Source organism: Mycobacterium sp. TY815 (assembly GCF_030755135.1).
Taxonomy (GTDB): domain Bacteria; phylum Actinomycetota; class Actinomycetes; order Mycobacteriales; family Mycobacteriaceae; genus Mycobacterium.
The window spans coordinates 850,459-873,536 of record NZ_JAUFRX010000003.1; the positions used below are offsets into that span (position 1 = coordinate 850,459).

23 protein-coding genes and 1 tRNA gene are annotated in these 23,078 nt (G+C 66.4%); 16 read left to right on the forward strand and 8 right to left on the reverse strand.

From position 1 onward, the window contains the following. The first annotated feature begins 10 nt into the window (after positions 1-10). The 5 genes from QXK92_RS29715 (at position 11) to fetB (ending at position 5,048) form a co-directional block, all read left to right on the forward strand. Positions 11-78: transfer RNA gene (locus QXK92_RS29715), tRNA-Phe, on the forward strand. Between the two features lie 1,082 nt (positions 79-1,160). After that, positions 1,161-1,937, forward strand: a complete 777-nt coding sequence (locus QXK92_RS29720) for a MarR family transcriptional regulator (RefSeq protein WP_306247850.1) — start codon at positions 1,161-1,163, stop codon at positions 1,935-1,937. A gap of 109 nt (positions 1,938-2,046) precedes the next feature. Further along, complete coding sequence (locus tag QXK92_RS29725; RefSeq protein ID WP_306247852.1) at positions 2,047-3,537, forward strand: multicopper oxidase family protein; 1,491 nt, start codon at positions 2,047-2,049, stop codon at positions 3,535-3,537. Positions 3,538-3,552: 15 nt separating this feature from the next. Beyond that, positions 3,553-4,233: a phosphate ABC transporter ATP-binding protein gene (locus QXK92_RS29730; protein ID WP_306247855.1), complete on the forward strand. Its 681-nt coding sequence runs from the start codon at positions 3,553-3,555 to the stop codon at positions 4,231-4,233. Further along, entirely contained in the window at positions 4,230-5,048 is an 819-nt protein-coding gene (gene fetB, locus QXK92_RS29735; RefSeq protein ID WP_306247857.1) for an iron export ABC transporter permease subunit FetB, read from the forward strand. The genes QXK92_RS29730 and fetB overlap by 4 nt, the downstream gene beginning before the upstream one ends. Positions 5,049-5,110: 62 nt before the next feature. On the opposite strand, the gene QXK92_RS29740 is transcribed toward fetB, so the two are convergent. Continuing rightward, the gene (locus tag QXK92_RS29740; RefSeq protein WP_306247859.1) at positions 5,111-6,799 is read right to left on the reverse strand and encodes a PE-PPE domain-containing protein; all 1,689 of its coding nucleotides are present in this window, start codon (positions 6,797-6,799) and stop codon (positions 5,111-5,113) included. A gap of 651 nt (positions 6,800-7,450) precedes the next feature. Here QXK92_RS29740 and QXK92_RS29745 point away from each other — a divergent pair. Next, the gene (locus QXK92_RS29745) at positions 7,451-7,735 is read left to right on the forward strand and encodes a GlsB/YeaQ/YmgE family stress response membrane protein (protein WP_306247861.1); all 285 of its coding nucleotides are present in this window, start codon (positions 7,451-7,453) and stop codon (positions 7,733-7,735) included. A 229-nt stretch (positions 7,736-7,964) separates the two neighbouring features. Here the strand turns inward: QXK92_RS29745 and QXK92_RS29750 are convergent, their stop codons facing one another. Then, positions 7,965-8,615 carry a heme oxygenase (biliverdin-producing) gene (locus QXK92_RS29750; protein ID WP_306247863.1) on the reverse strand — a complete coding sequence of 217 codons (651 nt, stop codon included), beginning with the start codon at positions 8,613-8,615 and terminating at the stop codon, positions 7,965-7,967. 92 nt (positions 8,616-8,707) lie between these two features. After that, the gene (locus QXK92_RS29755) at positions 8,708-9,274 is read right to left on the reverse strand and encodes a TetR/AcrR family transcriptional regulator (RefSeq protein WP_306247865.1); all 567 of its coding nucleotides are present in this window, start codon (positions 9,272-9,274) and stop codon (positions 8,708-8,710) included. A gap of 149 nt (positions 9,275-9,423) precedes the next feature. On the opposite strand from QXK92_RS29755, the gene QXK92_RS29760 reads away from it, so the two are divergent. Beyond that, positions 9,424-10,056: a sensor domain-containing protein gene (locus QXK92_RS29760; protein WP_371934356.1), complete on the forward strand. Its 633-nt coding sequence runs from the start codon at positions 9,424-9,426 to the stop codon at positions 10,054-10,056. 25 nt (positions 10,057-10,081) lie between these two features. Here the strand turns inward: QXK92_RS29760 and QXK92_RS29765 are convergent, their stop codons facing one another. Further along, the gene (locus tag QXK92_RS29765) at positions 10,082-11,794 is read right to left on the reverse strand and encodes a CocE/NonD family hydrolase (protein ID WP_306247869.1); all 1,713 of its coding nucleotides are present in this window, start codon (positions 11,792-11,794) and stop codon (positions 10,082-10,084) included. 111 nt (positions 11,795-11,905) lie between these two features. On the opposite strand from QXK92_RS29765, the gene QXK92_RS29770 reads away from it, so the two are divergent. Then, on the forward strand, positions 11,906-12,649 hold the full coding sequence (locus tag QXK92_RS29770; RefSeq protein ID WP_371934615.1) for a M15 family metallopeptidase: 744 nt from the start codon (positions 11,906-11,908) through the stop codon (positions 12,647-12,649). A gap of 92 nt (positions 12,650-12,741) precedes the next feature. After that, positions 12,742-13,557 (forward strand): methyltransferase domain-containing protein, encoded by an 816-nt coding sequence (locus QXK92_RS29775; protein ID WP_306247872.1) that lies wholly within the window; start codon positions 12,742-12,744, stop codon positions 13,555-13,557. A gap of 17 nt (positions 13,558-13,574) precedes the next feature. Here the strand turns inward: QXK92_RS29775 and QXK92_RS29780 are convergent, their stop codons facing one another. Then, positions 13,575-14,231 carry a cutinase family protein gene (locus QXK92_RS29780; protein WP_306248025.1) on the reverse strand — a complete coding sequence of 219 codons (657 nt, stop codon included), beginning with the start codon at positions 14,229-14,231 and terminating at the stop codon, positions 13,575-13,577. A 419-nt stretch (positions 14,232-14,650) separates the two neighbouring features. Between QXK92_RS29780 and QXK92_RS29785 the strand changes: the two genes are divergently transcribed. Genes QXK92_RS29785 through QXK92_RS29800 form a run of 4 tightly spaced genes read left to right on the forward strand, consistent with a single transcriptional unit; the run spans position 14,651 to position 18,626 of the window. Next, positions 14,651-16,228 carry a methylmalonyl-CoA mutase family protein gene (locus QXK92_RS29785; protein ID WP_306247874.1) on the forward strand — a complete coding sequence of 526 codons (1,578 nt, stop codon included), beginning with the start codon at positions 14,651-14,653 and terminating at the stop codon, positions 16,226-16,228. Beyond that, the gene (locus tag QXK92_RS29790) at positions 16,229-16,654 is read left to right on the forward strand and encodes a cobalamin-dependent protein (protein ID WP_306247876.1); all 426 of its coding nucleotides are present in this window, start codon (positions 16,229-16,231) and stop codon (positions 16,652-16,654) included. Beyond that, complete coding sequence (locus tag QXK92_RS29795; RefSeq protein ID WP_306247878.1) at positions 16,639-17,595, forward strand: LLM class F420-dependent oxidoreductase; 957 nt, start codon at positions 16,639-16,641, stop codon at positions 17,593-17,595. Before QXK92_RS29790 ends, QXK92_RS29795 begins: the two co-directional genes overlap by 16 nt. Then, entirely contained in the window at positions 17,592-18,626 is a 1,035-nt protein-coding gene (locus tag QXK92_RS29800) for a CaiB/BaiF CoA-transferase family protein (RefSeq protein ID WP_306247880.1), read from the forward strand. Before QXK92_RS29795 ends, QXK92_RS29800 begins: the two co-directional genes overlap by 4 nt. A 4-nt stretch (positions 18,627-18,630) precedes the next feature. Here QXK92_RS29800 and QXK92_RS29805 read toward each other — a convergent pair whose 3' ends face one another. The 3 genes from QXK92_RS29805 to QXK92_RS29815 all read right to left on the reverse strand — a co-directional run bounded on the left by QXK92_RS29805 (position 18,631) and on the right by QXK92_RS29815 (position 19,611). Beyond that, positions 18,631-18,924: a hypothetical protein gene (locus QXK92_RS29805; protein ID WP_306247884.1), complete on the reverse strand. Its 294-nt coding sequence runs from the start codon at positions 18,922-18,924 to the stop codon at positions 18,631-18,633. Positions 18,925-18,996: 72 nt separating this feature from the next. Further along, entirely contained in the window at positions 18,997-19,311 is a 315-nt protein-coding gene (locus QXK92_RS29810; protein WP_306247885.1) for a DUF4286 family protein, read from the reverse strand. Between the two features lie 18 nt (positions 19,312-19,329). Next, the gene (locus QXK92_RS29815) at positions 19,330-19,611 is read right to left on the reverse strand and encodes a 2Fe-2S iron-sulfur cluster-binding protein (RefSeq protein ID WP_306247888.1); all 282 of its coding nucleotides are present in this window, start codon (positions 19,609-19,611) and stop codon (positions 19,330-19,332) included. A 93-nt stretch (positions 19,612-19,704) separates the two neighbouring features. On the opposite strand from QXK92_RS29815, the gene QXK92_RS29820 reads away from it, so the two are divergent. From QXK92_RS29820 to QXK92_RS29830, 3 genes are read left to right on the forward strand one after another with little or no spacing between them, the layout of a single operon-like run. Beyond that, positions 19,705-21,108, forward strand: a complete 1,404-nt coding sequence (locus tag QXK92_RS29820; RefSeq protein WP_306247890.1) for a class I adenylate-forming enzyme family protein — start codon at positions 19,705-19,707, stop codon at positions 21,106-21,108. Continuing rightward, on the forward strand, positions 21,086-21,991 hold the full coding sequence (locus QXK92_RS29825; protein ID WP_306247892.1) for an acyl-CoA dehydrogenase family protein: 906 nt from the start codon (positions 21,086-21,088) through the stop codon (positions 21,989-21,991). The genes QXK92_RS29820 and QXK92_RS29825 overlap by 23 nt, the downstream gene beginning before the upstream one ends. After that, positions 21,978-23,078 (forward strand): acyl-CoA dehydrogenase family protein, encoded by a 1,101-nt coding sequence (locus QXK92_RS29830; protein ID WP_306247894.1) that lies wholly within the window; start codon positions 21,978-21,980, stop codon positions 23,076-23,078. The genes QXK92_RS29825 and QXK92_RS29830 overlap by 14 nt, the downstream gene beginning before the upstream one ends.

A 23,078-nucleotide genomic window follows, 5' to 3' on the forward strand; every position in this document is an offset into this window, starting at 1 on the left:
GATAAACCGCAGGTCAGCGGCTAATCCGTCCGCCTGAAAAGCGGAAGGTCGGCGGTTCGATCCCGCCCCTGGCCACCAGGTTCTGCCTGTGTAGACCCGGTTCATGGACACGGTTGTCGGGTTATGTGTCCGGTCTCGGGTGTTCGCGTTTCGGCCTCAGCTCCCGACTTTCGGGCCATGCTTGCGTAAGTGTGATGTAGATCACGGTAAGTCGGCGGGGCCAGGTCAGGTCTTCGAGCGCCTGGTGTCGAGGCGGGCTCATTGCGGGCAGTGCCACCCCCTGACGACGCCGACCGGGTCTGTATCGGCGGCCACGCGTTCATCTTCGGCTGCAAGACCGCCGATTGCGGTGCGGGACAGGAATTTCGCAAGAATTTTGCAAACCTCTGGCAAGTGGCGGCAACTAGAACTAATCGCATGTTGCGATTAACTGTTTTGGGTCTGACTACAGTCGGCTCTCTGCTCGTCGGTTCGGGACTGGCGACAGGCACCGCCCACGCTGATCCCGCTCCGATGGTCTGCCAGGACGGAAGCACGTTAGCCACCCCGACCAACAGCTGCACCTACCAATGGTGTCCGGGCTCCCCGATCCTGAAGAACATGCCCAATTGGGACATGAACGTCTGCCACCCTTGGTATTTCGACCAAAACAGCCCGCTGACCAACTCGACCATCATCGAAGGGTTTCCGCCACCGTACCCGCCAGGGCCGCCTTGCATACCCCTTGTCACAAGACTGATTTGCGAGTGACTTCAGGTGCGGTTGCCAGCTCTGTGCATCGGCGCCGGACGGATTGCACAACCCGCTGCGCGCGTGACGGTGCCTAGCTGCTTCCGCGCGGGCGCAGCGTTGGGGTGATGGGGCGTCAAGCGCCGCAATGCGCCCTCGTCCCCGCAAACCAGTCATCCTAGGGATGGCCAGCCACAGTGGTCGCGTGCACCAGCAACTCGGTGATGCCGGGCGGACAGCCGCCGAGGTTGTCCATCACCAGCCTCGGCGTCGGACCGGTCCGGCAGCATGCGTCATTTGGGCTTCTCGTCGACCATGTTCCGGTGGGTGAACGGCCGCGGGCAGGGGAGAGTCAGGCCGAAGCGTCGGCTTCACATTCGTCAACGCACCTGGACAGTATGCATCAATCCAGCTTGATGTAATTTGGGTCGATGCAAACGTCGCCGGCAGACGCCTCGCCCCCGGAATTTCTGCGGCTGGCCGGCGAGCCGCTGCGCTGGCGACTGCTGTCCGAACTCGCGCGCAGCGACCGGCGTGTGGGCGAATTGACCGAGTTGGTCGGACAACCTCAGAACGCGGTCTCGTACCACCTGGGCCGGCTGCGCGCCGGCGGGTTGGTGTCGATGCGGCGCAGCTCGGCCGACGGCCGCGACAGCTACTACCGAATCGAGCTGGTCCACTGCGCACAGCTGCTTGCCGCAACGGGTGCAGCGCTGCACCCCGGGTTGGCGACTGCATCCCCGACGGTTCCCGCTCGCGGGTCAACTCCGGTGCGTGTGTTGTTCGTGTGCACCGGCAACAGCAGCCGCTCGCAGATTGCCGAGGCATTGCTGCAGCAGGCCGTCGGTCGGCGGGCACGGGTGGCAAGTGCAGGGTCCAGTCCAAAACCGATCCACCCCAATACATTCCGAGTGTTGCGCGAGTACGGGATCGATGTGACCGGCCGGCGCAGTAAGCACCTCGAGGAGCTACGCAGGCGTCGGTTCGACTACGTCATCACCGTGTGTGACAAGGCTCGCGAGATCTGCCCCGAGTTTCCCGGTGGGCAAGCCATTCACTGGAGCGTCCCGGATCCGGCTGCTGCGGGCGCCGGACGGGCGGGTTATGCGGCCTTTCGTGCGGTGACGACCGACTTGCACAGTCGCATCCGCTACCTCGCTCAAGCCATGACGTCGTGCCCGAAAAACATTGGGGGAGAAGCATTGTGACTGCCACCGACTTCTCCACCACCCACCTCGCCGGACCCGGGCGGCGCCAGATCGTGCTCGATGACCCGTCCAGCAACCCGGACGAACTGTTCACCTCCGCCGGGGCGAAATGAGCAGCGGCACCCGGCGCGACTTCCTGAAGTTCAGCGGTACCGCCGCCGTGCTCGCCGCGGGCGGTGCGGCCGGGTTGGCCGGCGTCGCATCGGGCTGCTCTCGGCCTGCGCCACCGTCCCCGCCTGGCGGTAAACCGGACTACACGCTGCGAATCGGCACCGGCACGGTGGAATTGGCGCCCGATCAGATCGTGTCCACCGTGCTCTACAACGGCCAGTTCCCCGGCCCGCTCGTGCGATTCAAAGAGGGCCAACGGACCTGGGTGGACATCTACAACGACACCGGCACTCCCGAGCAGTTGCACTGGCACGGCCAGCACGTCGGGGTCGATGTCGACGGTGCCGCCGAGGAGGGGACGCCGGACATTCCCGCGCATGGTATGCGGCGGATTTCCTTCATCCCAGGACCGGCCGGTTTCCGCTTCTATCACACCCACGTCGTGCCGCGCGCCGATCTCTCGCGGGGGCAGTACAGCGGGCTGGTCGGCCCGGTCTTTATCGAACCCAAAGAGAACCCGGGACGCTACGACCAGGAAATCTTTCTGACACTCAAGGAATTTCAGCCCGTCTTCAGCCGCGGAGGCGACATGGCCGCCTCATTTCTGGCCGGTGACGAAGACCCCGACCTCAATGAAAAAGGCGAATCCGCCATGAACGCGTCGCTGAACCGCGGTGACCCGCACGGATACGAGGTCAGCTACGGCGCGTTCGCTATCAACGGACGCATGCTCGGCCACGGCGACCCCATCCGGGTGCGGACCGGCCAGCGAGTGCTGTTGCACGTGCTCAATGGCAGCGCCACCGAGACCCGCAGCCTCGCGCTGCCCGGACACGGCTTCGAGGTGATTGCCCTGGACGGCAACCCGGTTCCCCACCCCGCGACGGTGCCGGTGCTGTGGCTCGGTGCGGCCGAGCGGATTTCGGCAATCGTCACGATGACCAATCCCGGAGTATGGGTGCTCGGTGACCTGTCCGACGACGACCGCGGCCATGGAATGGGCATCGTCGTGGAGTATGCCGGACAGAGCGGGGATCCGCGGTGGCTGCCACCCCCCGAGTTCACCTGGGACTACCGACTCTTCGCCCCGCCCCGCCCGGCGCCGGTGGCGCCACCGGATCAGACCCTCGACCTGCTGATCGAGAAACGCAACGCCGCCGACAGCGGCTTCAACGTCTGGACGTTCAACGGCACGCCGTTCTCCATGGACGGTCCGGTGTTGGACCTGCAGATGAACAAGCGGTACCGACTGCGCTTTCGTAACGCCACCGACGACATGCACCCGATGCACCTGCACCGGCACACGTTTGAGATCACGCGCTTCGCCGGGACCCCGACGAGCGGCGTGTGCAAGGACGTGGTCATGCTGGGCGGCTACCAGACCATGGAGGTTGACTTCGTCGCCGACCAGCCGGGCCTGTCGCTACTGCATTGTCACCAGCAGATCCACATGGACTACGGCCTCATGACACTGCTGAAGGTCAACTGAACGGAGGTGACGTGGGTGGGACGCGAAGGTGCCCTGTTCGCCTTTGAGGGCGTTGTGGTGGAGCGCGACGGCGTGCGAGCCCTCGATGGGTTCGATGCCGTGGTGCCTGACGGTGGGGTGACTGCAGTTTTCGGGCCGTCAGGGTCGGGCAAGTCGACGATGCTGCGGCTGTGTAATCGACTCGAGGTGCCCACCGGTGGACGGGTGCTGTTCCGGGGAACGGACATCGCCGATCTCGATCCGTTGCGGCTGCGCCGCGAGGTCGGCATGTGTTTTCAGCGCCCGACCCCGTTTCCCGGCACGGTGGCCGACAACCTGCGCGTCGCAGAGCCGGACGCGAGCGAGGCGCAGATGAAAGAAATGCTGGCCCGGGTGGCGTTGACCGGCTCGTGGCTGGACCGCGACGCGACCGCGCTGTCGGGCGGAGAGGCGCAACGAATGTGCCTGGCCCGCACCTTGATTGCCCGACCACACGTGTTGCTGTTGGATGAGCCCACGTCGTCGGATGACGCCGTGGCCGCGCGGGTGATCGAGCAGGCTGTACGGGACTTGGCCGAGACGGGGCTGTCGGCGCTGTGGGTCAGCCACGATGCCGAACAGGTGGCCCGGATCGCCGACCGGGTGCTGCGTATCGAGCGCGGGCGCTGCCTGGGAATCACGCCCGTGCACGCCGGTCCCGGGCAGGTGTCGCAGTGAACGGGCCGGTGTCGTGGGCCGGGTTGGCCATGTCACTGGCGCTGGTCGGCTTCGCCGCCGGGATCTCGTTGTGGCAGCGGCTGGGCCTGGAGCGGCAGGTGCTCTGGGCCGCGGCGCGCGCCCTGACGCAACTGCTGATCGTCGGGGTGGTGCTGGCCTGGCTCCTGCAGCCGGGCCGTTCCCTGTGGTGGTCATGGGCCTGGACCGCAGGCATGGTGCTCTACGCCGGCGACGTCGCGCGCCGCCGCGTTCCTGAGGTGCCCCGGCTCGGCAGACTGGCCGTCGTCGCCTTCGCGGCCGCCGCGGTGGTCACCCTCGGTGTGGTGTTCGGACTGCGGGTCTTCCCGCTGCAGAGCCGCACCCTGGTACCGATCGTCGGCATGATGATCGGCAACTCCATGACCGCCGTGGTACTGGTGGCCCGCCGGCTTGTCGATGAGCTGCGCGACAAACGCGACGAGGTCGAAGCCAGGCTCGCGCTCGGCCAGCCTTCCCGCCAAGCCGCCACACCTTACGTGCGAACGGCCCTGCGCTCGGCGCTCACGCCGCAGATCGAGTCGACCAAGGCCACCGGGCTCGTCTTCCTGCCCGGCGCGATGACGGGACTCATCCTGGCCGGTGTGCCACCGCTGCAGGCCGTTCTGGTGCAAGCCGTGGTGATGTTTCTCGTGCTCGGCTCGACGGCCACCACCACCGTGGTCATCGCCCTCGGGCTGCTGCGCCAGATCTTCACGCCGGACCACCGGTTGCGTCCGCTGCCCCGGCGGCCGGAAGTCGCCCCGCCGCGCAAACGAAACAACCGATCGGCGGCCTGAATTCACCGGTGCCCAAGGTGCGCTGTTGCGCCGTCCGCGGAACATGCTGCGCCACTTTCCGATCAGGTGCTCGGGAAAGGCGTTCCCGTCAGAATCGAATCGCCCGCCAGCGCGACACTGGCCAATTCCAGACCCAACAGGAATGGCAGCAACCCCATGTTCGCGGCGATCGGATTGCCGATCGCGTTCACCAGTCCTTCGACGGGCTGCCCGTTGAACATCTGAATCATCCCGTCCAGGAACAGGTTGTAGTCATAGGACGGTAACGAGATCAGCGCGGCAGTGGCGATATCCGCAGTAGGCAGCAGTGTCGAGTACGCGGTAGAGAGGGCCATCGTCGACGACCCGACGAGCTGTGTGTTCGCCGCCTGAATATTGCGCAGTAGATCGGTGACGCTGGGCAGAGTGAAGGTGCCGGGGCCCGCGGACATCGACGTGACAGCATCCGAAAGTGACGGCAGCGGTGGGAAAGTCGGCGATGTCATGGTGGACAGGTGGGTGGTCCCGGCGAGGATCCCCTGCTGAAATCCGTTGAGCAGTGCCGGCCCCAGGGCGATGGTGGCCTCAGGGGGCGGCAGGAATCCGAACGGCGTCGGCACATTGGCGGGGCCGGTAGACCAACCGTAGTTCGGGTCGCCGTACCCCCAGTTGATCAAGGGTCTCAGGATCGGTTGCAGGACATCGGCGGCCGGGTCGCCGATGTAGGGGATGAAGCGCAGCGGCTCCAGTAGTGGCAGATCCTGGGTCGGGATCATGTAGTAGGTGCTGGTGGTCGGTCCTTGGGTGGGCAGGAGGATCGCGGAATCAAGTTGTGCTGCAGTGAGAGTGTCGTAGCCGCCGTGCACGGTCACCATGCCGAAAAGAGCGTTCAGGTCGGACAGGATATTGATCGGGTATCGAGGAAAGTCGGCCCAGCCGTCGTATTCGATCGTGTACGAGGTCGTGGGGAATGAATTGCTCGGTGCCGCACCCAGGGCTGTGAACCCCAGGCTCGGGAAACTCAGACCGGGAAAACGGGCGTCCCAGCCGCCATTGGGATTCATCGAATTCCCCAGCAGCACAAAGTTTATCGGCAGTGAGCTCGGCGTTCCGGTCGGGTTCAGCTGCTGCATCGCCAGTGCGGCGATATTGGCGCTCTGCGAGTAACCGACGACGTTGACGGTGTTCCCGGCGGCGAGCTGCTGTTGGATTGTGGTGGTGAGAATTTCGACGCCGCGGGCTATCGACACATCCGAAGTCAGATCTTTGATGCCGCTGTCCGGATACTCGCCGGCAGGCAGGTAGAGGGCTTGCACGAGCCCGGCCGGGAGATTCGGTGTGACGTACCGGCTCACCACGTTGGCGACGAAATCTGCTGGCGGGATGGGTGTTCCGCTGCCGCCCATCACCAGGGTGACGTAGGGCCCAGCCGCGACGGCTTGGGTCAGCGCAGTCGTGCCGCCGGTCAGGGGAGCGGCGAGCCCGCTCAGATTGGCGGCCTCCGCACTTTCGTAGGAGTATGCCGCCGCGGCCAGCGCCCTGGTGAGGTCGTCCGGAAAGGCTGCGACCTGCGCCATGGCCGCCTGACCCTGGCGGGCAAAGGTGTTGAACAGACTGGCGACCGCTTCGGATACCTCGTCGGCGGCCATGGCAGCCAGGTCCGTTGTCGCGGGCACTGCCGCCGCGGTGGCCGCGTTGAGCGACGTCTGAATGGACGTCACATCCATTGCCGCGGTCGCCAAGAGCTGCGGATGCGTCAGCACGTATGTCACTCGCTCATCTCCCCCACCACAAACACACTGCCACGTGAGACCGGGAGGGGACGGCGGGATTGTCCGTTACTTAAGCTGTGTCCAGCCAATTCTCAGCTGGCACAAAGCAACCCGCTGCGCCGGATATCGCTGCTTTGTGTCTTTTCGGATTCGCGACAGTGGATTCGGATCCCGGCATTCAATCACACGGAAAATGCCTGATTTTTGCAGCAGTTTGTCGGCGGGGTTTGCAACAGACCAGTCAGCTGGCAATCGGGCCGGGCCATGCGCGAACACGTGCGGGCGAATAGGAGTCCGAGTCGCGCCACGTGATCCAGGACGGTTCGAAGTTTCGGGTGAAGGACATCCGCCCGATTCCGTGATTGCCGGTCGACGGTGAGTCGCTGGGGCAGCAGAAGGCACACAGCGTGGGGTGCAGGGTGGGGTAGCCGCACGCGGGGCAGATATTGGTGACCATGTGCTGCGACTCCTCGAGAGATGTGTGCCGGACCAAGCGCGGTCTACCCCGGGCCGGTGGCGGGTAAACCAGCTGTGGCGCGCATCAAAGAGTCCGCGCGAATACACCCAAAGGGGTGGTTATAAGCCTGCAGAATCCGGGAACCCGCAACGCAGTGGTGCCCGCCAGGGGCGCCCTCAGGTCAGGAGTCTGAAATGGTCGGAACAATTGTCTTGGCTCTTGTTGTCGGCGCAATCATTGGTGTCGTGGCGCGTGTTGTCATGCCGGGTAAGCAAAACGTGGGCATGATCATGACGGTCCTTCTCGGCGCTGCGGGCGGGTTACTCGGATCGGCTATCGCCAGCCATTTCGGATACGCCAACGCCAACGGTGGAATCGCCTGGATCCCCTTCTTCATCGGAGTGGGGCTTGCGGTCCTCTTCATTGCCGCTTACGAGGCGGTCACCGGGCGCCGCACCCGGACCGGCACCTTCCGCTGAGGCCGGGCTGCACCACCAGGTCAGTGCAACCAGGCCGGCAGGTCTGCACAACACTGCCCTGCGCAGACTGAAGGCGATCCGCACCTCGTCGACGGCGCTATCGATGCAGCCGTCGGCGAGGTGCGGCTTTTCTGGCCATCCACTGTCCAGGTAATCTACGACCACCTGGAAAAGGAAAGCGCCACAATAAAATTTGACGAAGCGATGGCCTCGGACTGACGGTCAGGCCTCAGCGCCGATAGTCCGGCAGCTTCTCCGCGAGTTCGGTGAACAACGCCTGGTTCAGCGTGAATGCCACCCGCACCTCTTCGACCGCGCGATCGATGGCATCGTCCTCGAGTGCGAGCCCGTCCAGCCTGGCGCGGTAGGCATCTTTGTACGGCTTGGCGCGCACCGGGAAGTTGTAGAACGCCAAGCCCGCCCCGTCCAGCCCGAAGGTACGGTCGAGAATCTTTCCGATCGCCTGTCCACCGGACAGGTCGCCGAGGTAGCGGGTGTAGTGATGGGCCACCAGCGTGCCACCCCAGGAGGCGCCCGTCAGCCGGTCTCGATACGTCCGGGCGGCGGGGGAGTCGATGTGCCGGTCGGCCGCCGGGGCCCAGAAGTCCAGGTCGGCGTCGATGGCCGCCAGACGCTCCAGTGACGGGTCGTAGACGGCGGCGACCAACGGGTCGTCGCGGCGGGCCCGCACCGCGGCCTCGAGTGCTTCGTAGATCACCCGCAGCCGTAGCAGGTAGTCGGCGTAGCCCCGGCGGTTGACCCGGCCGGAGAGCAACTCGGACACGAAGGGCGATTGTTCTGCCGCCTCGTGCTCGGCCGCCGAGCCTTCCTTCATCGCAACGGAGAAGGGGCGGACAGCCTCGGCAGTCCTCGGTCGCATGTCGGCCCCTAGTCTCATCCCGAAGAGTCTGAATCAAAAGATTTTGACAATCTGTCAGAAACGTACCACATCCCTGCCGGACTCGCTCGTCGCTACGGCGCGGATCCCAGCGCGCGCAGCACGAATCGCTCGATCGTCGCCGACGGCAGGTCCCGCGGACCCAGGCAGGCGTGGATCAGCGAGATGGTGGCGGCCCGGTCCTCGATGACGAAGCGCCCGACCCCCACGCCGTCGGCCAGAATCTCGCCCAGCACATCCTCGATAGCGACGACATGCTCGCGGATGGCGCGCATGGTGTCTCGTGACAGCGCGCCGTAAAGCTGAGGCCCCAGGCCCATGTGGAACTGCTCGCCGGCCTTGAGCTGGTACCTGATGTAGATGATCAGGCGCTGCGCCGGGTCGTCGACGCCCGCCAGGTCGGCCCGCAGGCCGTCGATGTAGCGGCTGGTCTCGTGCGAAGCGAACGCGACGACCACCGCTTCCTTGTCGGCGAAGTGGTGATAGATCGCCGTGCGGCCGATGTCCGCCGCCGCCGCGAGCTTGGCCATGGTGATCGCATCGAAGCTGTGGTCGACCATCAGGCGGGCGAAGGCTTCGAAGACGCGTCGCTGTACCTGCTCGCGGTGCTCCTCTACCGAGGAGGCGCTGATCTTGGGCACGCGGCGACTCTAACCCCAACGTAGGATGGTCAGCGGGCAACCGAGAAGAGGGGACAGGGGCGGGTGCGCTCGCCCGGGGCATCGTCGCAGCTACTGCGTCGCGAACGCGGACCGCAATCCGCAGAAAACGGCTTGTCATGACGTCATCGATGATGAGGCCATTACGAGGTCTGGCAGCGGGCCTGCTGGTGTTGGCGGTCGCGGGCTGCTCTCCCGACCGCACCGCGGCTCAGCCCGCCACCCCAGCCGTTTCCCGTGCCGATGCGCTGATCGTCAGCATTGAAGAAGTCCGTCGCATCGCCAACTACGAGGAACTCACCGCGCATTCGCATGCGGACCTGCGGCAACCGCCGGCCGGTGACATGAATGCGCCGGGACCGTGCCGGGCCGCCGGAATCAGCGATGTCACCTTCGGCACCGGTTGGTCGGAATTCCGCAGTGCGGGCTATCACGGCATTACCGACGACCTGAAGCCCGGCGGTCCGGCCATGATTCAGACGGTCAGTCAGGCCGTCGCCGTCTACCCCGACTCGAGCACCGCCCGGGGTGTCCTGCACCAGCTCGATACCTCGCTGCAGGCGTGTGCCGCGCTGGGCGACCCCCGCTACGACTTCACCCTCGACCGGCCGGATTCGGCCACCGTGCGGATCACTGCCCGCGCGTGGAGCCACGTGTACCGGGAGAAGTCCGCGGTATTGATGTCCGTCGGAGTGTTGGGGCTCGAACCGGCCGACCAGATCGCCCGGACCATCTTGCAGACGGCGACCGAGCGCGTCGGGTAGCGCGGGCTTCGATCATCGCGACCCGCTAACCGAGTACCGGGATCAGCAATCGCGACGACGAGCGAACGGTGTTGCGGCTGCTGGTGCCGACGCTGGCGTGACGGAAGTTCATGATCGCCGGAGTGGACCGATCCTGATCATCGCTGGTGAGTACGAGCCGAATTCGGTGGCCGGACTGGAACCGTCGAGCGTTGGGCACCAAGGGGATTCGATATTCCACGTCCTCCCCGATCGGCACCGCCTGCGGGTTTCGGCACGGCAGCACCGGAGCGCCGGGGCGGCTGGCCGACTCGTCGACCTCCCGCAAACTGGCGCGTAGCCACCCTGCGGTCACATCGGTGATCTCGCCGTCAGGGCCCACGTCCTGCAGGGTCGCCATCCAGGCGGTGTCGATTGCCGTAGCGGATGCGACGAGGCGCAATTCGAAGTCGCCGACGGCGTCGAGGCTGTGGGTGAGCGGGGCGCTGGTCCAGGTCAGTAATGCGGGTGGGTCGATCGGGCTGGGCTTGGTGCGGCCGAGACCGGCACCCAGCACCAGATAGTCGCGGGAGCCCGGCTTGCCTTCGTCCTCGCCGAGGTCGCCGTCGGCGCGCAGGGCGAACTCCCGATGGGCGGCCTCCGGCGGCGGCCACGATTCGGCGGTACGCCACTCGTCCGCGCCCGGCAGGAAGTAGCGGACGGCCGGTCCCTCGAGGATGCCGGTGTCGCGGCCCTTGAGCCAATGGTCGTACCAGGCCAGCGCCTCGGTGTGCATGCTCTCCCACGGCCAGGTCAGTCCGAACTTCCCCAGCATCCCCATCCGCACACAGGCGTTGTCCGACAGGCCCTTCCACGCGGCGAATGTCGACGGCAGGTGCAGCGGCACGTTCTCCCAGTCGCACCCGAGATACACCGGGATGTCGACTTCCTTGAGAAGCGGCAGCAGGTTTCGTTGATCCCACCATTCGTCGTGGGTGGGGTGGTTGACCGCCGCGTCGAGCCACAGCTCGTCCCACGGGTGCGGGTCGTGCGGCAGCTTCATCAGCTGGCGCAGCATGGTGACCGCGGCCTCGCCGTTCATGGTGGCGAACTTCTTGTGCAGCCGCGGCGTGTGCAGCACCCGGCGCGCCAGGCTCACGGGAAGGCTGCGCCAGAGTTTGTCGCTGCGCTCGGAGGTCAGGCCGATCATCGACAGGAACGGGGTGACAAAGGCTGAGCTGAACAGGCCGTGGTGACTGGCGGCTTCGTAGATATCCGCAGTGACCGCGACCGGGAAGATCGCCTTGAGGTGGGGCGGGCGCTCAACGGCCGCCTCGAGCTGGGACACGGCGAAGTAGCTGATGCCGAGCATGCCGACGTTTCCGTCGCACCACGGCTGAGCGGCGACCCACTCGACGAGGTCGTACAGGTCCCGGCGCTCCTGGGGGTCGGCGAAGCCGAAAGTGCCGCCGGAACCATTGGTGCCGCGCAGATTGGCGATCACATGCACATACCCGCGTGGCACCCAGAAGTCGGTCACGCCGGCCTCGATGAATCCGGCCGGAGCGCCGAAATCCTGCATCTGGCGCGGATACGGTGAGGCGGCCAGTAGCGCGGGAAAGCGGCCGTGCGCGTCGGGCCGGTGCACATCGGCCAGCAGCGTGGTGCCGTCCCGCATGGCGATCGGCACGTTGTCATCCCGCCGGCGGCGATACTGCGGCTCGCTGAGGTTGCGGTATTCCCGGCCGGTGGTCTGCGGACCGTTGAGTGCCATCGTCATAGTTTCACGCTACGTTGAGATTAATCTCAACGCAAGAGGAATTTTCTGCCGTCGAGCTCGCCGCTGGCGTGGCGCTGCCGGCGGGCGGTGACGGGCCGGGACAATGGTGGGATGCGTTGTCGCAAGGCTCTGCTGGTGGTCATCGCGGCTGCGCTTGTCGCGGCGTCTGCCGGTTGCCAGTCCGGGCGGTCCGCCTCGATGGCCGTTCGGCCCGTCAACACCACTGCTCCGTCCGGCCCCGGTGTGCCGCCGCTGAGCCAGGAGGCACACGCCGCCCAGTTCGTGGACGTCCGGTCCGTGGTTCCCGACGCGATCATCGATCTGCGGTATGCGACGACGAACAATTTCACCAAGACGCAGTTGTATCCCGCTGATGCGCGGTGCCTCGTGCACCAGTCCATGGCGCCGGGTCTGGCCGCCGCAGCCAACGCGCTGCGTCCGCAGGGGCACGTCCTGGTCTTCTGGGACTGCTATCGCCCACATGATGTGCAGGTCAAGATGTTTCAGATCGTGCCGAACCCGGCCTGGGTGGCGCGGCCCGGTCCGTACGCAACCAGCCACGAGGCAGGGCGTTCGGTCGATGTCACCTATGCGGGCGGACTGTCGCAATGCCCGGCCCAGCAGTTGGTCAGCGGAATCTGCCTTGCCGACATGGGTACCGATTTCGACGATTTCACCTCGCGCGCAAACGCTTTCGCGACTCAAGAGGTCAGTACCGAAGCCCAGGCCAACCGTAAGCGACTACGGGACGCGATGAACTACGGGGGTCTGACCGTCTATTCCGGAGAGTGGTGGCATTTCGACGGACCCGGCGCCGGCGTGCAACGGCCGATTCTCAATGTCCCCCTCGACTAGCTGTCTCACATAGTGAGTTATCAGTCTCATAATCTGATCACAAGCGCTAGGCTGAGGTCGCCCACCTACCGAGCCTGTGAGGAGTGGTCGTCGTGAGCGAGGCACATCGAGCCGTATATACACACGGCCATCACGAGTCGGTGCTGCGCAGTCACCGGCGACGGACCGCCGAGGACTCCGCGGGCTACCTGCTGCCGCATCTGAGGCCGGGGCTTTCCCTGCTCGACATCGGGTGCGGCCCGGGAACGATCACCGTCGATCTGGCAACCCGCGTGGGTCCCGGGGGATCGGTGACGGCGGTCGAACTCACCGACGACGCACTGGACCTGGCGCGGGACGAGGCGCAACGACGCAACGCGTCGAACGTTTCCTTCGTCACCTCCGACGTGCACGCGCTCGAGTTTCCCGACGACACGTTCGACGTCGTCCACGCCCATCAGGTGCTGCAGCACGTGGCCGACCCGGTGCAGGCGCTGCGCGAGATGCGGCGGGTCTGCGTGCCGGGCGGCATCGTCGCCGCCCGAGACGCCGACTACGCCGGGTTCGCCTGGTTTCCCCGCATTCCGTTGCTGGACCGGTGGCTCGAGTTGTACGAGAAGGCGGCGCGCGCGAACGGCGGCGAACCCGACGCGGGCCGCCGGCTGTTGTCGTGGGCACAGCGGGCCGGCTTCGACGACATCACTGCGACCGCCGGGATGTGGTGCTACGCGACGGCGGAAACCAGGCAGTGGTGGGGCGGCATGTGGGCCGACCGCATCCTGCAATCTGACCTGGCCCGCCAGTTGGTGAACACGGGACTTGCGGATTATGCAGAGCTGGAAGAGATTTCGTCGGCCTGGCTAGCCTGGGCCGCCGCGCCCGACGGGTGGCTGGGTATCCCGCACGGGGAAGTGCTCTGTCGCGCTTGAGGTTTGGCCCCGAAGGCTCAACGTGCCAGCGCGTTGCGGGTGAAGTCGGCTGCCTGGTTGGCCATTCCGTTGTCCCGGTAGGAGCTGTGAGCGGCGCGGTCACGCCCGCCCGGAGCGCACACCGGATCCCCGTCGGCGCACAGTTGCAGAGTCTTGGCGGCGTACAGAGGTCCGATGTTGATGGGGGGCGCGCTGCGGTCCACCAGGTGCAAGAACCCGTCCGAGGGCGGCGCGAAGAGCACCACGGCGGCGACCTTGGCGGCAACCGCGGGCGGCATGGGCCCGATCCCGTCGGGCAGGGCAACGCCGTCCGGAACGGAGTCGGTGGTGGTGTACGCCGCGACGGCCGCACCCTGGGAATAGCCACCCAGGACGATCCTGGTGTTCGGGCAATTGGCCGCGGTGGCTTCGACCTTGCTGCTGGCATCGGCGACGCCGTCGACCGCCCGGCCGAAGTCCAGCGACGCCGGGTAGTTGACCGGATCCACGCCCACGGTCTTGCCGGCCAGGCGTGCATTGAGCGCATCGACGAACGCCTGACCGGTGGCGCCGACGCCGGGCGCCTCGAACGTGCCGCGGGCGAACACCACGTCGACGTCGGGGCAGCCGGGATCGGCGGCGGCTCGTGGTGCGACGCCTGACGATCCGACGAGGGCCACCACGGACATCACCATCGCGGCCAGCCAGGCGGCCACCGGTGGTAACGACAGCGCGGGCAATCTACTGCAGCTCAAGGTCGGCTCTTTTCGTCGGGAGGTCCGCCGATTACGAACCTGTGGCGGGAGCAGTTTGTTCCGGGGTTCTTCAGGCGCGTGCTGAGCCTAATTCACCCGCCGGACCGCCGCAGGGCACGCGCGATCGGCCCCGGAGCGCGGGTCGCGGGGCATTTACCCACGTGACGGGCGTCGAGGGCGAGCCGTCGACCGGCATTCTCCGCGGCGCGAATGTGCGCATGTTCACACCGGCGCCGGCGGGCGCCAGGCGGCCATCAGTCCCGCGCGGGGTCCTCAGCCGCGGGCCGCAAATCCGACATTTGACCTGCTCAGGTATGCGGTATTGGCATTCTCTTTTTTTGCAAGTACGTTATGCAACGATGGATAACGCAGCCCAGACCCCATCGGGCATCCCGCTTGCGCCGGTGTATGGCCCGGCGGATCGGCGCACCGAGCCTCCGCCGCCGGGGGAGTACCCCTTCACCCGGGGCAACTTCGCGTCCGGGTACCGCGGCAAGTTGTGGACCTTCCGCCAGTACTCGGGGTTCGGGACGGCCGAAGAATCCAACCGCCGCTACCGCTACCTGCTGGACCAGGGCGGTACCGGTTTGTCGGTCGCCTTGGACCTGCCCACCCAGTGCGGGTACGACTCCGACGATCCCGACTTCGGTGAGGAAGTCGGCCGCGTGGGTGTCGCGGTCGACACCCTGGCCGACTTCGAGATCCTGTTCGACGGCATCCCGCTGGACAAACTCAGCACCAGCATGACGATCAACGGCACGGCGGCCATCCTGCTCGCCTTCTACGTCGCCGCCGCCGAGCGCAAGGGAATACCGCGGGCCAAGCTCACCGGGACCATTCAGAACGACATCCTCAAGGAGTACGCCTCGCGGGGCACCTGGATCTGGCCACCCGAGCCTTCCCTGCGTCTGATCGCCGACACCATCGAATTCTGCGCGGCGGAGGTGCCGCGGTTCAACGCGATCTCGGTGGCGGGCGCGCACTTTCGCGACGCCGGCGCGACCGCGGTGCAGGAGATGGCGTTCACCCTGGCTGATGGTGTCACCTACTGCGACACCGTGGTGGAACGCGGCCGGATGAGCATCGATGAGTTCGCGCCGCAGATCTCATTCTTCTTCTACACCCATGGCGACTTTTTCGAGGAGGTCGCCAAATACCGTGCGGGACGGCGGCGTTGGGCCACGATCGTGCGGGAGCGGTACGGGTCCAGTAAGGACAAGGCGTCGATGTTCCGGTTCGGCTGCGTCTGCGGCGGCGCATCGCTGTACGGGCCACAGGCGCAGAACAACGTGGTGCGGGTGGCCTACGAGGCGATGGCTGCGGTGCTCGGCGGTGTCCAGTCGATGTTCACCGCGGCGTGGGACGAGCCGTTTGCGCTGCCTTCGGAGGAGTCCACCACCCTGGCGCTGCGCACCCAGCAGATCCTCGCCTATGAAACCGGTGTCGCCCAGGTCGCCGACCCGCTGGGCGGCTCCTATTTCGTCGAGGCGCTCACCGACGCGACCGAGGCCCGCATCATCGAGATCATGGCCGACCTCGAGCAGCACGGTGGCATGGTCAGCGCGATCGAGGACGGCTACCTGCAGGGCCTGATCGCCGACGAGGCCTACAAGATCCACCAGGACATCGAGTCCGGCGCCCGTCCGGTGGTCGGGGTCAACCGATTCGTGTCACAAGAGCCCGAACCCGACGTCGTCAGCTACGAACTCGACGCCGAGGGGCGCGACCTCCAGCTGAAGCGCCTGGCCACCGTGAAGGCCGAAAGAGACAGCGCCGCAGTCGAGTCTGCACTTGCGGCGTTGGCACGTAGCGCCGAGGGAACCGACAATCTCATGCACAAGCTGATCGACTGTGCCAACGCGTACTGCACGGTGGGTGAGATGGTTTCCGCACTCAAGGCGGTCTGGGGCGAATTTCAGCAGCCGGTGGTGTTCTGAATGGCCGCAAGGATTCTGGTCGCTAAGCCCGGGCTGGACGGACATGACCGCGGTGCCAAGATCGTCGCCCGCACCCTGCGCGACGCGGGCTTCGAGGTCATCTACACCGGTATCCGGCAGCGCATCGAAGACATCGCGTCGATCGCCGTCCAGGAGGACGTCGCCGTCGTGGGGTTGAGCATCCTCTCGGGCGCACATCTGAACCTCACCGCGCGCACCATCGAGGCCCTGCGGGCAGCCGATGCCGCGGACATCGCCGTCGTGGTCGGCGGCACCATCCCGCATGCCGACGTGCCCAAGCTGCTGGCCGCCGGCGCTGCCGCGGTGTTTCCCACCGGAACGCAGTTGGACGTGCTGGTGCGCGACATCCGCGCACTCACCGGGACGCCCGAACCCGCACTGGAGGAACCGTGCGCGTCGGAGTGATGATCGGCGCCGAGCGCGGCGACATGGCGCGGAAGGTGGCCAAACTGGTCGCCGACATCGAATGGGCTGAAGCGGCCGGACTGGATACCGCGTGGATGCCGCAGGTGCCCGACGACTTCGACTGCCTGACCATGGTGTCGCTGATGGCAGCGCACACTTCGCGCATCGAGCTGGGCACCGCCGTAGTCCCATTGCAGGCCCAACATCCCATCGCTCTTGCGCGCCAAGCACTTTCCGTGCATGCGGTAGCAACTGGCAGGCTGGCCCTGGGTGTCGGTCCGTCCCACCACTGGATCATCCGCGACATGCTTGGACTGGCCTACGAGAAGCCGGCTGCCTACACCCGTGACTACCTGCAGGTGCTCAACGCCGCCATCACAGGGCCGGGACCGGTTGACGTCGAGAACGATTCGTTCGCGGTGCACAGCCCGACGGTTCTCGCGGCCGATCCCCCGATGCCGGTGCTGGTCGCCGCACTGGGGCCGGTGATGCTGCAACTGGCAGGTGAACTGGCTGACGGCACGGTGCTGTGGATGGCTGACGAGCGCGCGATCGGTGATCACATCGCGCCGAAGATCACCAAGGCGGCCACCGATGCCGGCCGTCCGGCGCCGCGGATCGTCGCCGGAATCCCGGTATGCCTCTGTGCGCCTGCGGAAGTCGCGGCGGCCAAGGAACGGGCCAACCGAATCCTGGGCGAGGCGGAGGTGTCGCCCAACTACCAGCGCCTGCTCGAACGCGGCGACGCCCGCGACGTCGGTGATCTGTGTGCGGCCGGCGACCCGGAACAGATTCTGGCCCGGATGCGGCGCTTCGCCGACGCCGGCGTGACCGATTTGTCGGTGCGGCTCCTGCCCATCGGTGACACCCGCGACGAACTCGTCGCGTCCAAACGCCGGACGCGCGAGATGATCGCCGAGTTGGCTGCGGAGTTGCGGTGAGCGCAGCGGGGCCGCTGGCCGGGATTCGCATTCTGGAAGTCGGCACCATGCTGGCCGGGCCGTACGCCACCATGCTGCTGGCCGATCTGGGTGCCGACATCACCAAGATCGAGCCGGCCGGCGGCGAGATTTCCCGCGGGGTCGGGGACAGTTACTTCGCCAGCCTCAATCGCAACAAGTCCAGCATCTGTCTCGACCTGAATTCGACGGGCGGGCAGCAGCGTCTGGGCGAGCTTGCGGCGGATTCCCATGCGCTACTGGTGAACCTGAAACCATCGGCGATCCGCCGGCTGGGCCTCACCTACGACGCCCTGAGGCAGCACAACGACAAGCTCGTGTGTGTCGCCATCACCGGCTTCGGGCTCAACGGCGGGGACGATCCGGCGTTCGACTACGTGGTGCAGGCGAGCGTCGGCATCGCCGCACTGACCGGCGACCCGGACGGACCGCCGACTCTGCCGGGCTATTCCTCGGCCGACAACTCCACCGGAATGTGTGCAGCTCTGGGTCTGCTGGCCAAAATCGTGTCCGGTAGCGGTGGCCAGGTGGACGTGTCGCTGCGCGACGTGATGTTCTCGCAACTCAATTACCATGCGGCGGCCTACCTCAACGACGGCACCGAACCGCAGCGGCGCCCTTACGGCGCACACTCGTACTACGTTCCGGCTCAACTTTTTCCGACCTCCGACGGTTATCTCGCCCTGTTCATCACCCACGACGGATTCTGGAAGTCCTTCGCGGAAGAGGCCGGTATCGACGGCTTCGGGACGATGACGCAGCGGGTGGCACGACGCGACGAGGTACTGGCCGTAGTCACCGCGGCCCTGGCGACCGATACCGCGGCAAACTGGGAACGGCGGCTGCGCAAACTCGGGGTACCGGCGGCGGCGGTCCGCACGCTGCCCGAGGCTCTGGCAGCGACTCCGGAAGTCGTCGTGCAGGCCGGCGACTTCCGGTTGGTCGGCAGCCCGATCCGGGTGTCGGACTACGAGCCTCGATACCGACCGCCGCCGGCATTGGAGATCGGCTGAGACGTCAGTTGTCTGGCAGCGGAACCACGACTTCGATGGGTGTGCCCGGCGTCACCGCGATGCCGTTGCGGGTCGTCAGGGCATCAGTCAGCTGGCCGATGGCGGCAGGCAGTCCGGCATGCTCGAGGACGGCGGGATGGAGTTCGAAGGTGGCCTGCCGCAATTGATCTGATGCGACTGTGAGGCTGGCCAGGGAGTCGCTCACGCGCTCGTCCGGGTACTTCCCGAGATGTTCCGAAATATCCTGGCGGGCGGCCAGCAGGTACTGCAGCGGCACGTCGTGAATGAATTCCGCCATCTGACGCTGCTGCTCGCGCGGCAGTGGCCGAGGCCATGCGGCAGCGGCTGCTGGAATGAGCCCGCCGGCCGGTTAGGCGTCGGCTTCGTGCTCGGCGATCACCTCGAGCAGTCGCGGAATCGGCGGCGGATCCAGTTGCAGCGCACTGGACATGGTCAGCTTGGCCCCGCCCATGCCCTGCAGGACTGCCTGCAGATCGTCACCCTCGATCTCGTAAAGGGCCACATAGGGCCCTTCGCCGTTGACCGGTCGCAGCCGGCGTGCCGCCACGATCCCGTCGAGAGCGACCAGTTCGGGAAGGTGGACCTCGTCGTACCAGGTGTTGAACTCCTCTTCGCGGTCCGGCGAACTCGGATACGTCTCGACGTAGATGATGCCTTTGGCCATGGTCGTCGCCTCTCGTGGCTACTCGTAATGAACGGTGATCCGCGTCGTGTCCGGAATGCCCTGGCACGTCAGAATGTAGCCGTCGGCCACCTCGTCGTCGTCCAGGGCGTCGTTGACGCGCATGGTCGCCGTGCCCTCCGTGAGCCTGGCCATACAGGTGCCGCAGTTGCCGGCCTCGCAGTTGAACGGGGGGTCGAGCCCGGCCCGTCGCGCCGTTTCCAGCAAAGTCTCACCAGGAACCAGCGGCACCGACACTTTCCTGCGGTCGAGGTGAATCGTCACCACGGCGGCCTCCGTCATGCGCACCTTCCCCGTACTTGTATTCTTCAGTATAGAGAATACTATTCTCACTAGACGATAGGACCTTCTCAAGACCGCCGGAGGGATCGAGACGTGACCGAACCGGCGGCGCTCGTGTTCGAGGATCGGCACGTGTGCCTGCCTGAACTCGATGCGTTCACCGACAGCCTGGCCGCGACCTTACGGAAGCGTGGAGTCGACGCCGGGCAGCGGGTCGCGCTCATGGCCTCCAACCGGCCGGAATTCATCGCCGCAGTGCACGCGATCTGGCGCGTCGGCGCGGCAGCCGTGCTGATCAGTCCGGCCTGGAAACGCGACGAGGTCGAGCATGCACTCGCCTTGACCGGGCCGGTCGACGCGCTCGGTGACCATCCGGTGCTGGCCGGCCTGATGCCGATGCTGCACCTGGACGAACCCCTTGCGCCCGCCGAACCCGTCGGCGCTCCGGTGTCATCGCAGGCCGACGCGGTGCTGGTCTTCAGCTCCGGCACCACCGGACTGCCGAAGGCAGTACGGCATACACACGCCTCGCTGAACGCGGCAGTGCGGCAGTGGCGCGACGCCCTGGGTTTGACCGAGCGGGACCGCCTGCAGGTCACCACTCCGCCGTCGCACATCCTCGGCCTGCTCAACATCCTCACCGCGCTGCGCACCGGCGCTCGTGTCAGGCTGCACCCGCGTTTCAATATCGACCGGATGCTTCGGCATATCGAAACCGACCGGATCACAGTCGAAATGGCTGTGGCGCCTATCGCGTTGGCGCTGGCCTCGCACCCGGACCTCGAGTCCTACGACCTGTCGTCGCTGCGGTACATCATGTGGGGGGCGACGCCGGTGACCGACAGCATCGCCGAGACAGTGACCCGCCGCACGGGTGTCGGTTGGGTGCCGGCCTACGGCACCACCGAACTGCCGGTGATCGCCTGCAATCCGTTGACCGGGGCGCGGCTGGATTCGGTGGGCCGCGCGGTGCCCGGCGTCCAGTTGCGGGTGGTCTCGATGGACACCGGGGAACCGCAGGGCCCCGGCCACGTCGGCGAGATCCAGGCGCGCGCTGACTCGCTGATGGCGGGATACCTGCCCGCCGCGAGCACCGCCGACGTTTGCGACGACGGCTGGTATCGCACGGGGGACGTCGGATGGCTGGACGCCGACGGCTGGTTGCGAATCACCGATCGCCTCAAAGAGATGATCAAGGTGCGGGGCTTCCAGGTCGCGCCGGCCGAGATCGAAACCGTGCTGCATGGCCATCCGGCGGTGAAGGACTGCGCGGTTTTCGGCGTGCCGGACGGAGCCAACGGCGAGGCCGTCGTCGCTGCCGTCGCCACCCACATTCCGGTCGATGCCGAGGAACTCATCGCGCGGGTCGATGCGAAACTCGCGACGTACAAGCGTCTGAGCCGGGTGGTGTTCGTGACCGAGATTCCCCGCCTGCCCTCGGGCAAGGTGCTGCGCAGAGTGCTCAAGGAGAGCTATGGATGTACGTCTGACTGCTGAACAACAGCAATTGCGTGATGCCGCGGCCAAGATGGCCGACGACCTCGGCCCGGCAGCCGTGCAGGAGCTGTCCGACCAGGGCCGGATTGCGCGCCTGGACAAGCAGATTGACCAGACGGGCTGGCGCTCGTTGCGGTCGGACGGCGCCTCCGGGGTCGAAGTGGCGCTGGTGGCAGAGGAATTCGGCCGGCGACTGGTCGACGCTCCCTTCCTCGGACCGGTACTGGCCGACGACCTGGCCCGCCATCTCGGTTCCACAGCCAGTGCCGCGACGGTGGCGGTTGGCGGCGTCGCTTTCGACACCCGCGGCTACCGGCGCGCATTGCTGCTCTCGGACACGACGGTGTTCGCGACGCAGCTCGACGGCGCCGGCGGCGGAGCCGACCTGACCCGGGCGTGCGCGGGAATCGCTGGTGACGCAGAGGAATTGGGTGAGGTGTCCGCCGAAGTTGCCGACCGCTGGTTTGCTCTCGCGTTGGTGGGCACGGCGGCAGACCTGGTCGGTGCGGCCCGCGGCGCGCAGGCCGTCGCCTGCGACTACGCGAAAATCCGCGAGCAGTACGGCAAACCGATCGGGTCCTACCAGGCGATTGCCCACCTGCTGGCGGAAAGCCTCGCGCTGATCGAGGGTTCGGTGAGCGTGTTGCGCCATGCCGCCTGGGCAGTGGACGAATTGGACCCGGCCGCGGCTATCCAGGCCGCCCGGGTGGCGAAGGTCTACTGTGCACGCGCTACCCGCACCGTGTGCGAGACGTCGATCCAGGTACACGGTGGCATCGGCAACACCTGGGAATGCCTGGCGCACCTATACCTGCGCCGCGCACTGACATCGACCGAGCTGTGGCCGGTCACCCTGAAGGAGGTCGGCCGTGGACTTTCGTGACTCACCTCAGGAGGCGGAATTCCGGCAGCGGCTGCGCGCGTGGCTTGCGTTGCACGCCAAGGAGTTCGGCGGCTCCGGGGACAAATACTGGGCCCGTCAGGCGGATTGGCACCGCGCGCTCTACGAAGATGGCTTCTTCGGACTGTCCTGGCCCCGTGATTACGGGGGTTTCGAGCTGCCGCCGGTCTACGACGTCATCGTCGACGAGGAAATCGCGCGGGCGGGCGCCCCGCCGCGCCCCAGCGTCGGGTATCTGGTGATGGGGATCGGCCACCACGGCAGCGATGCGCTGCGGCAGCGGTTTCTGCCCGGCATCATCAACGGTTCCGAGCGCTGGTGTCAGGGGTTCAGCGAGCCGGGTGCCGGTTCGGACCTGGCGTCGCTGACCACCACCGCGACCCGCGCCGGCGACGATTACGTGATCCACGGGCACAAGATCTGGACCAGTTACTCCGACGTCGCCGACTGGTGCCTACTGCTGGCCCGCACCGATCCCGATGCCAAGCGGCACCGCGGTCTGTCCGCTTTCGTGCTTTCGATGAAACAGCCTGGCGTGCAACAGCGTCCGCTGCAGATGATCAACGGCGTCACCAACGAGTTCGGCCAGGTGTTCTTCGACGGCGCCACGGTACCGGCAGATCGCATGGTCGGTGCCCCCGGAGACGGGTGGGCCGTCGCGATGACGGTTGTTGGCCACGAACGGGAACCGTCCACCCTCGGTTACGCGGCCCGCTACAACAAACTGGTCGCGGAGTTGGTGACCCGCAGCAACGAGGACCCGGACGACTACGTCAAAGAGGAAGTGGCATGGGCGGCGGTGCAGGCCGAGATGCTGACGCACCACGTGCGGCGCCGGCTGTCCGAGCAACTCGACGGTGTGTCGCATGGGCCGGAAGGCTCGTTGGACAAACTGCTGATGACGTGGGTCGAACAGTCCGTCGGGCACGCCGCGCTGGCCGTCGGCGGCACCCGTGACGCCGCACTGTTCAACGCCTACCTGTACAGCCGCGCACAGAGCGTGATGGGCGGGACATCGCAGATACAGAAGAACATCATCGCCTCGCGGATCCTGGGATTGGGAGTCTGA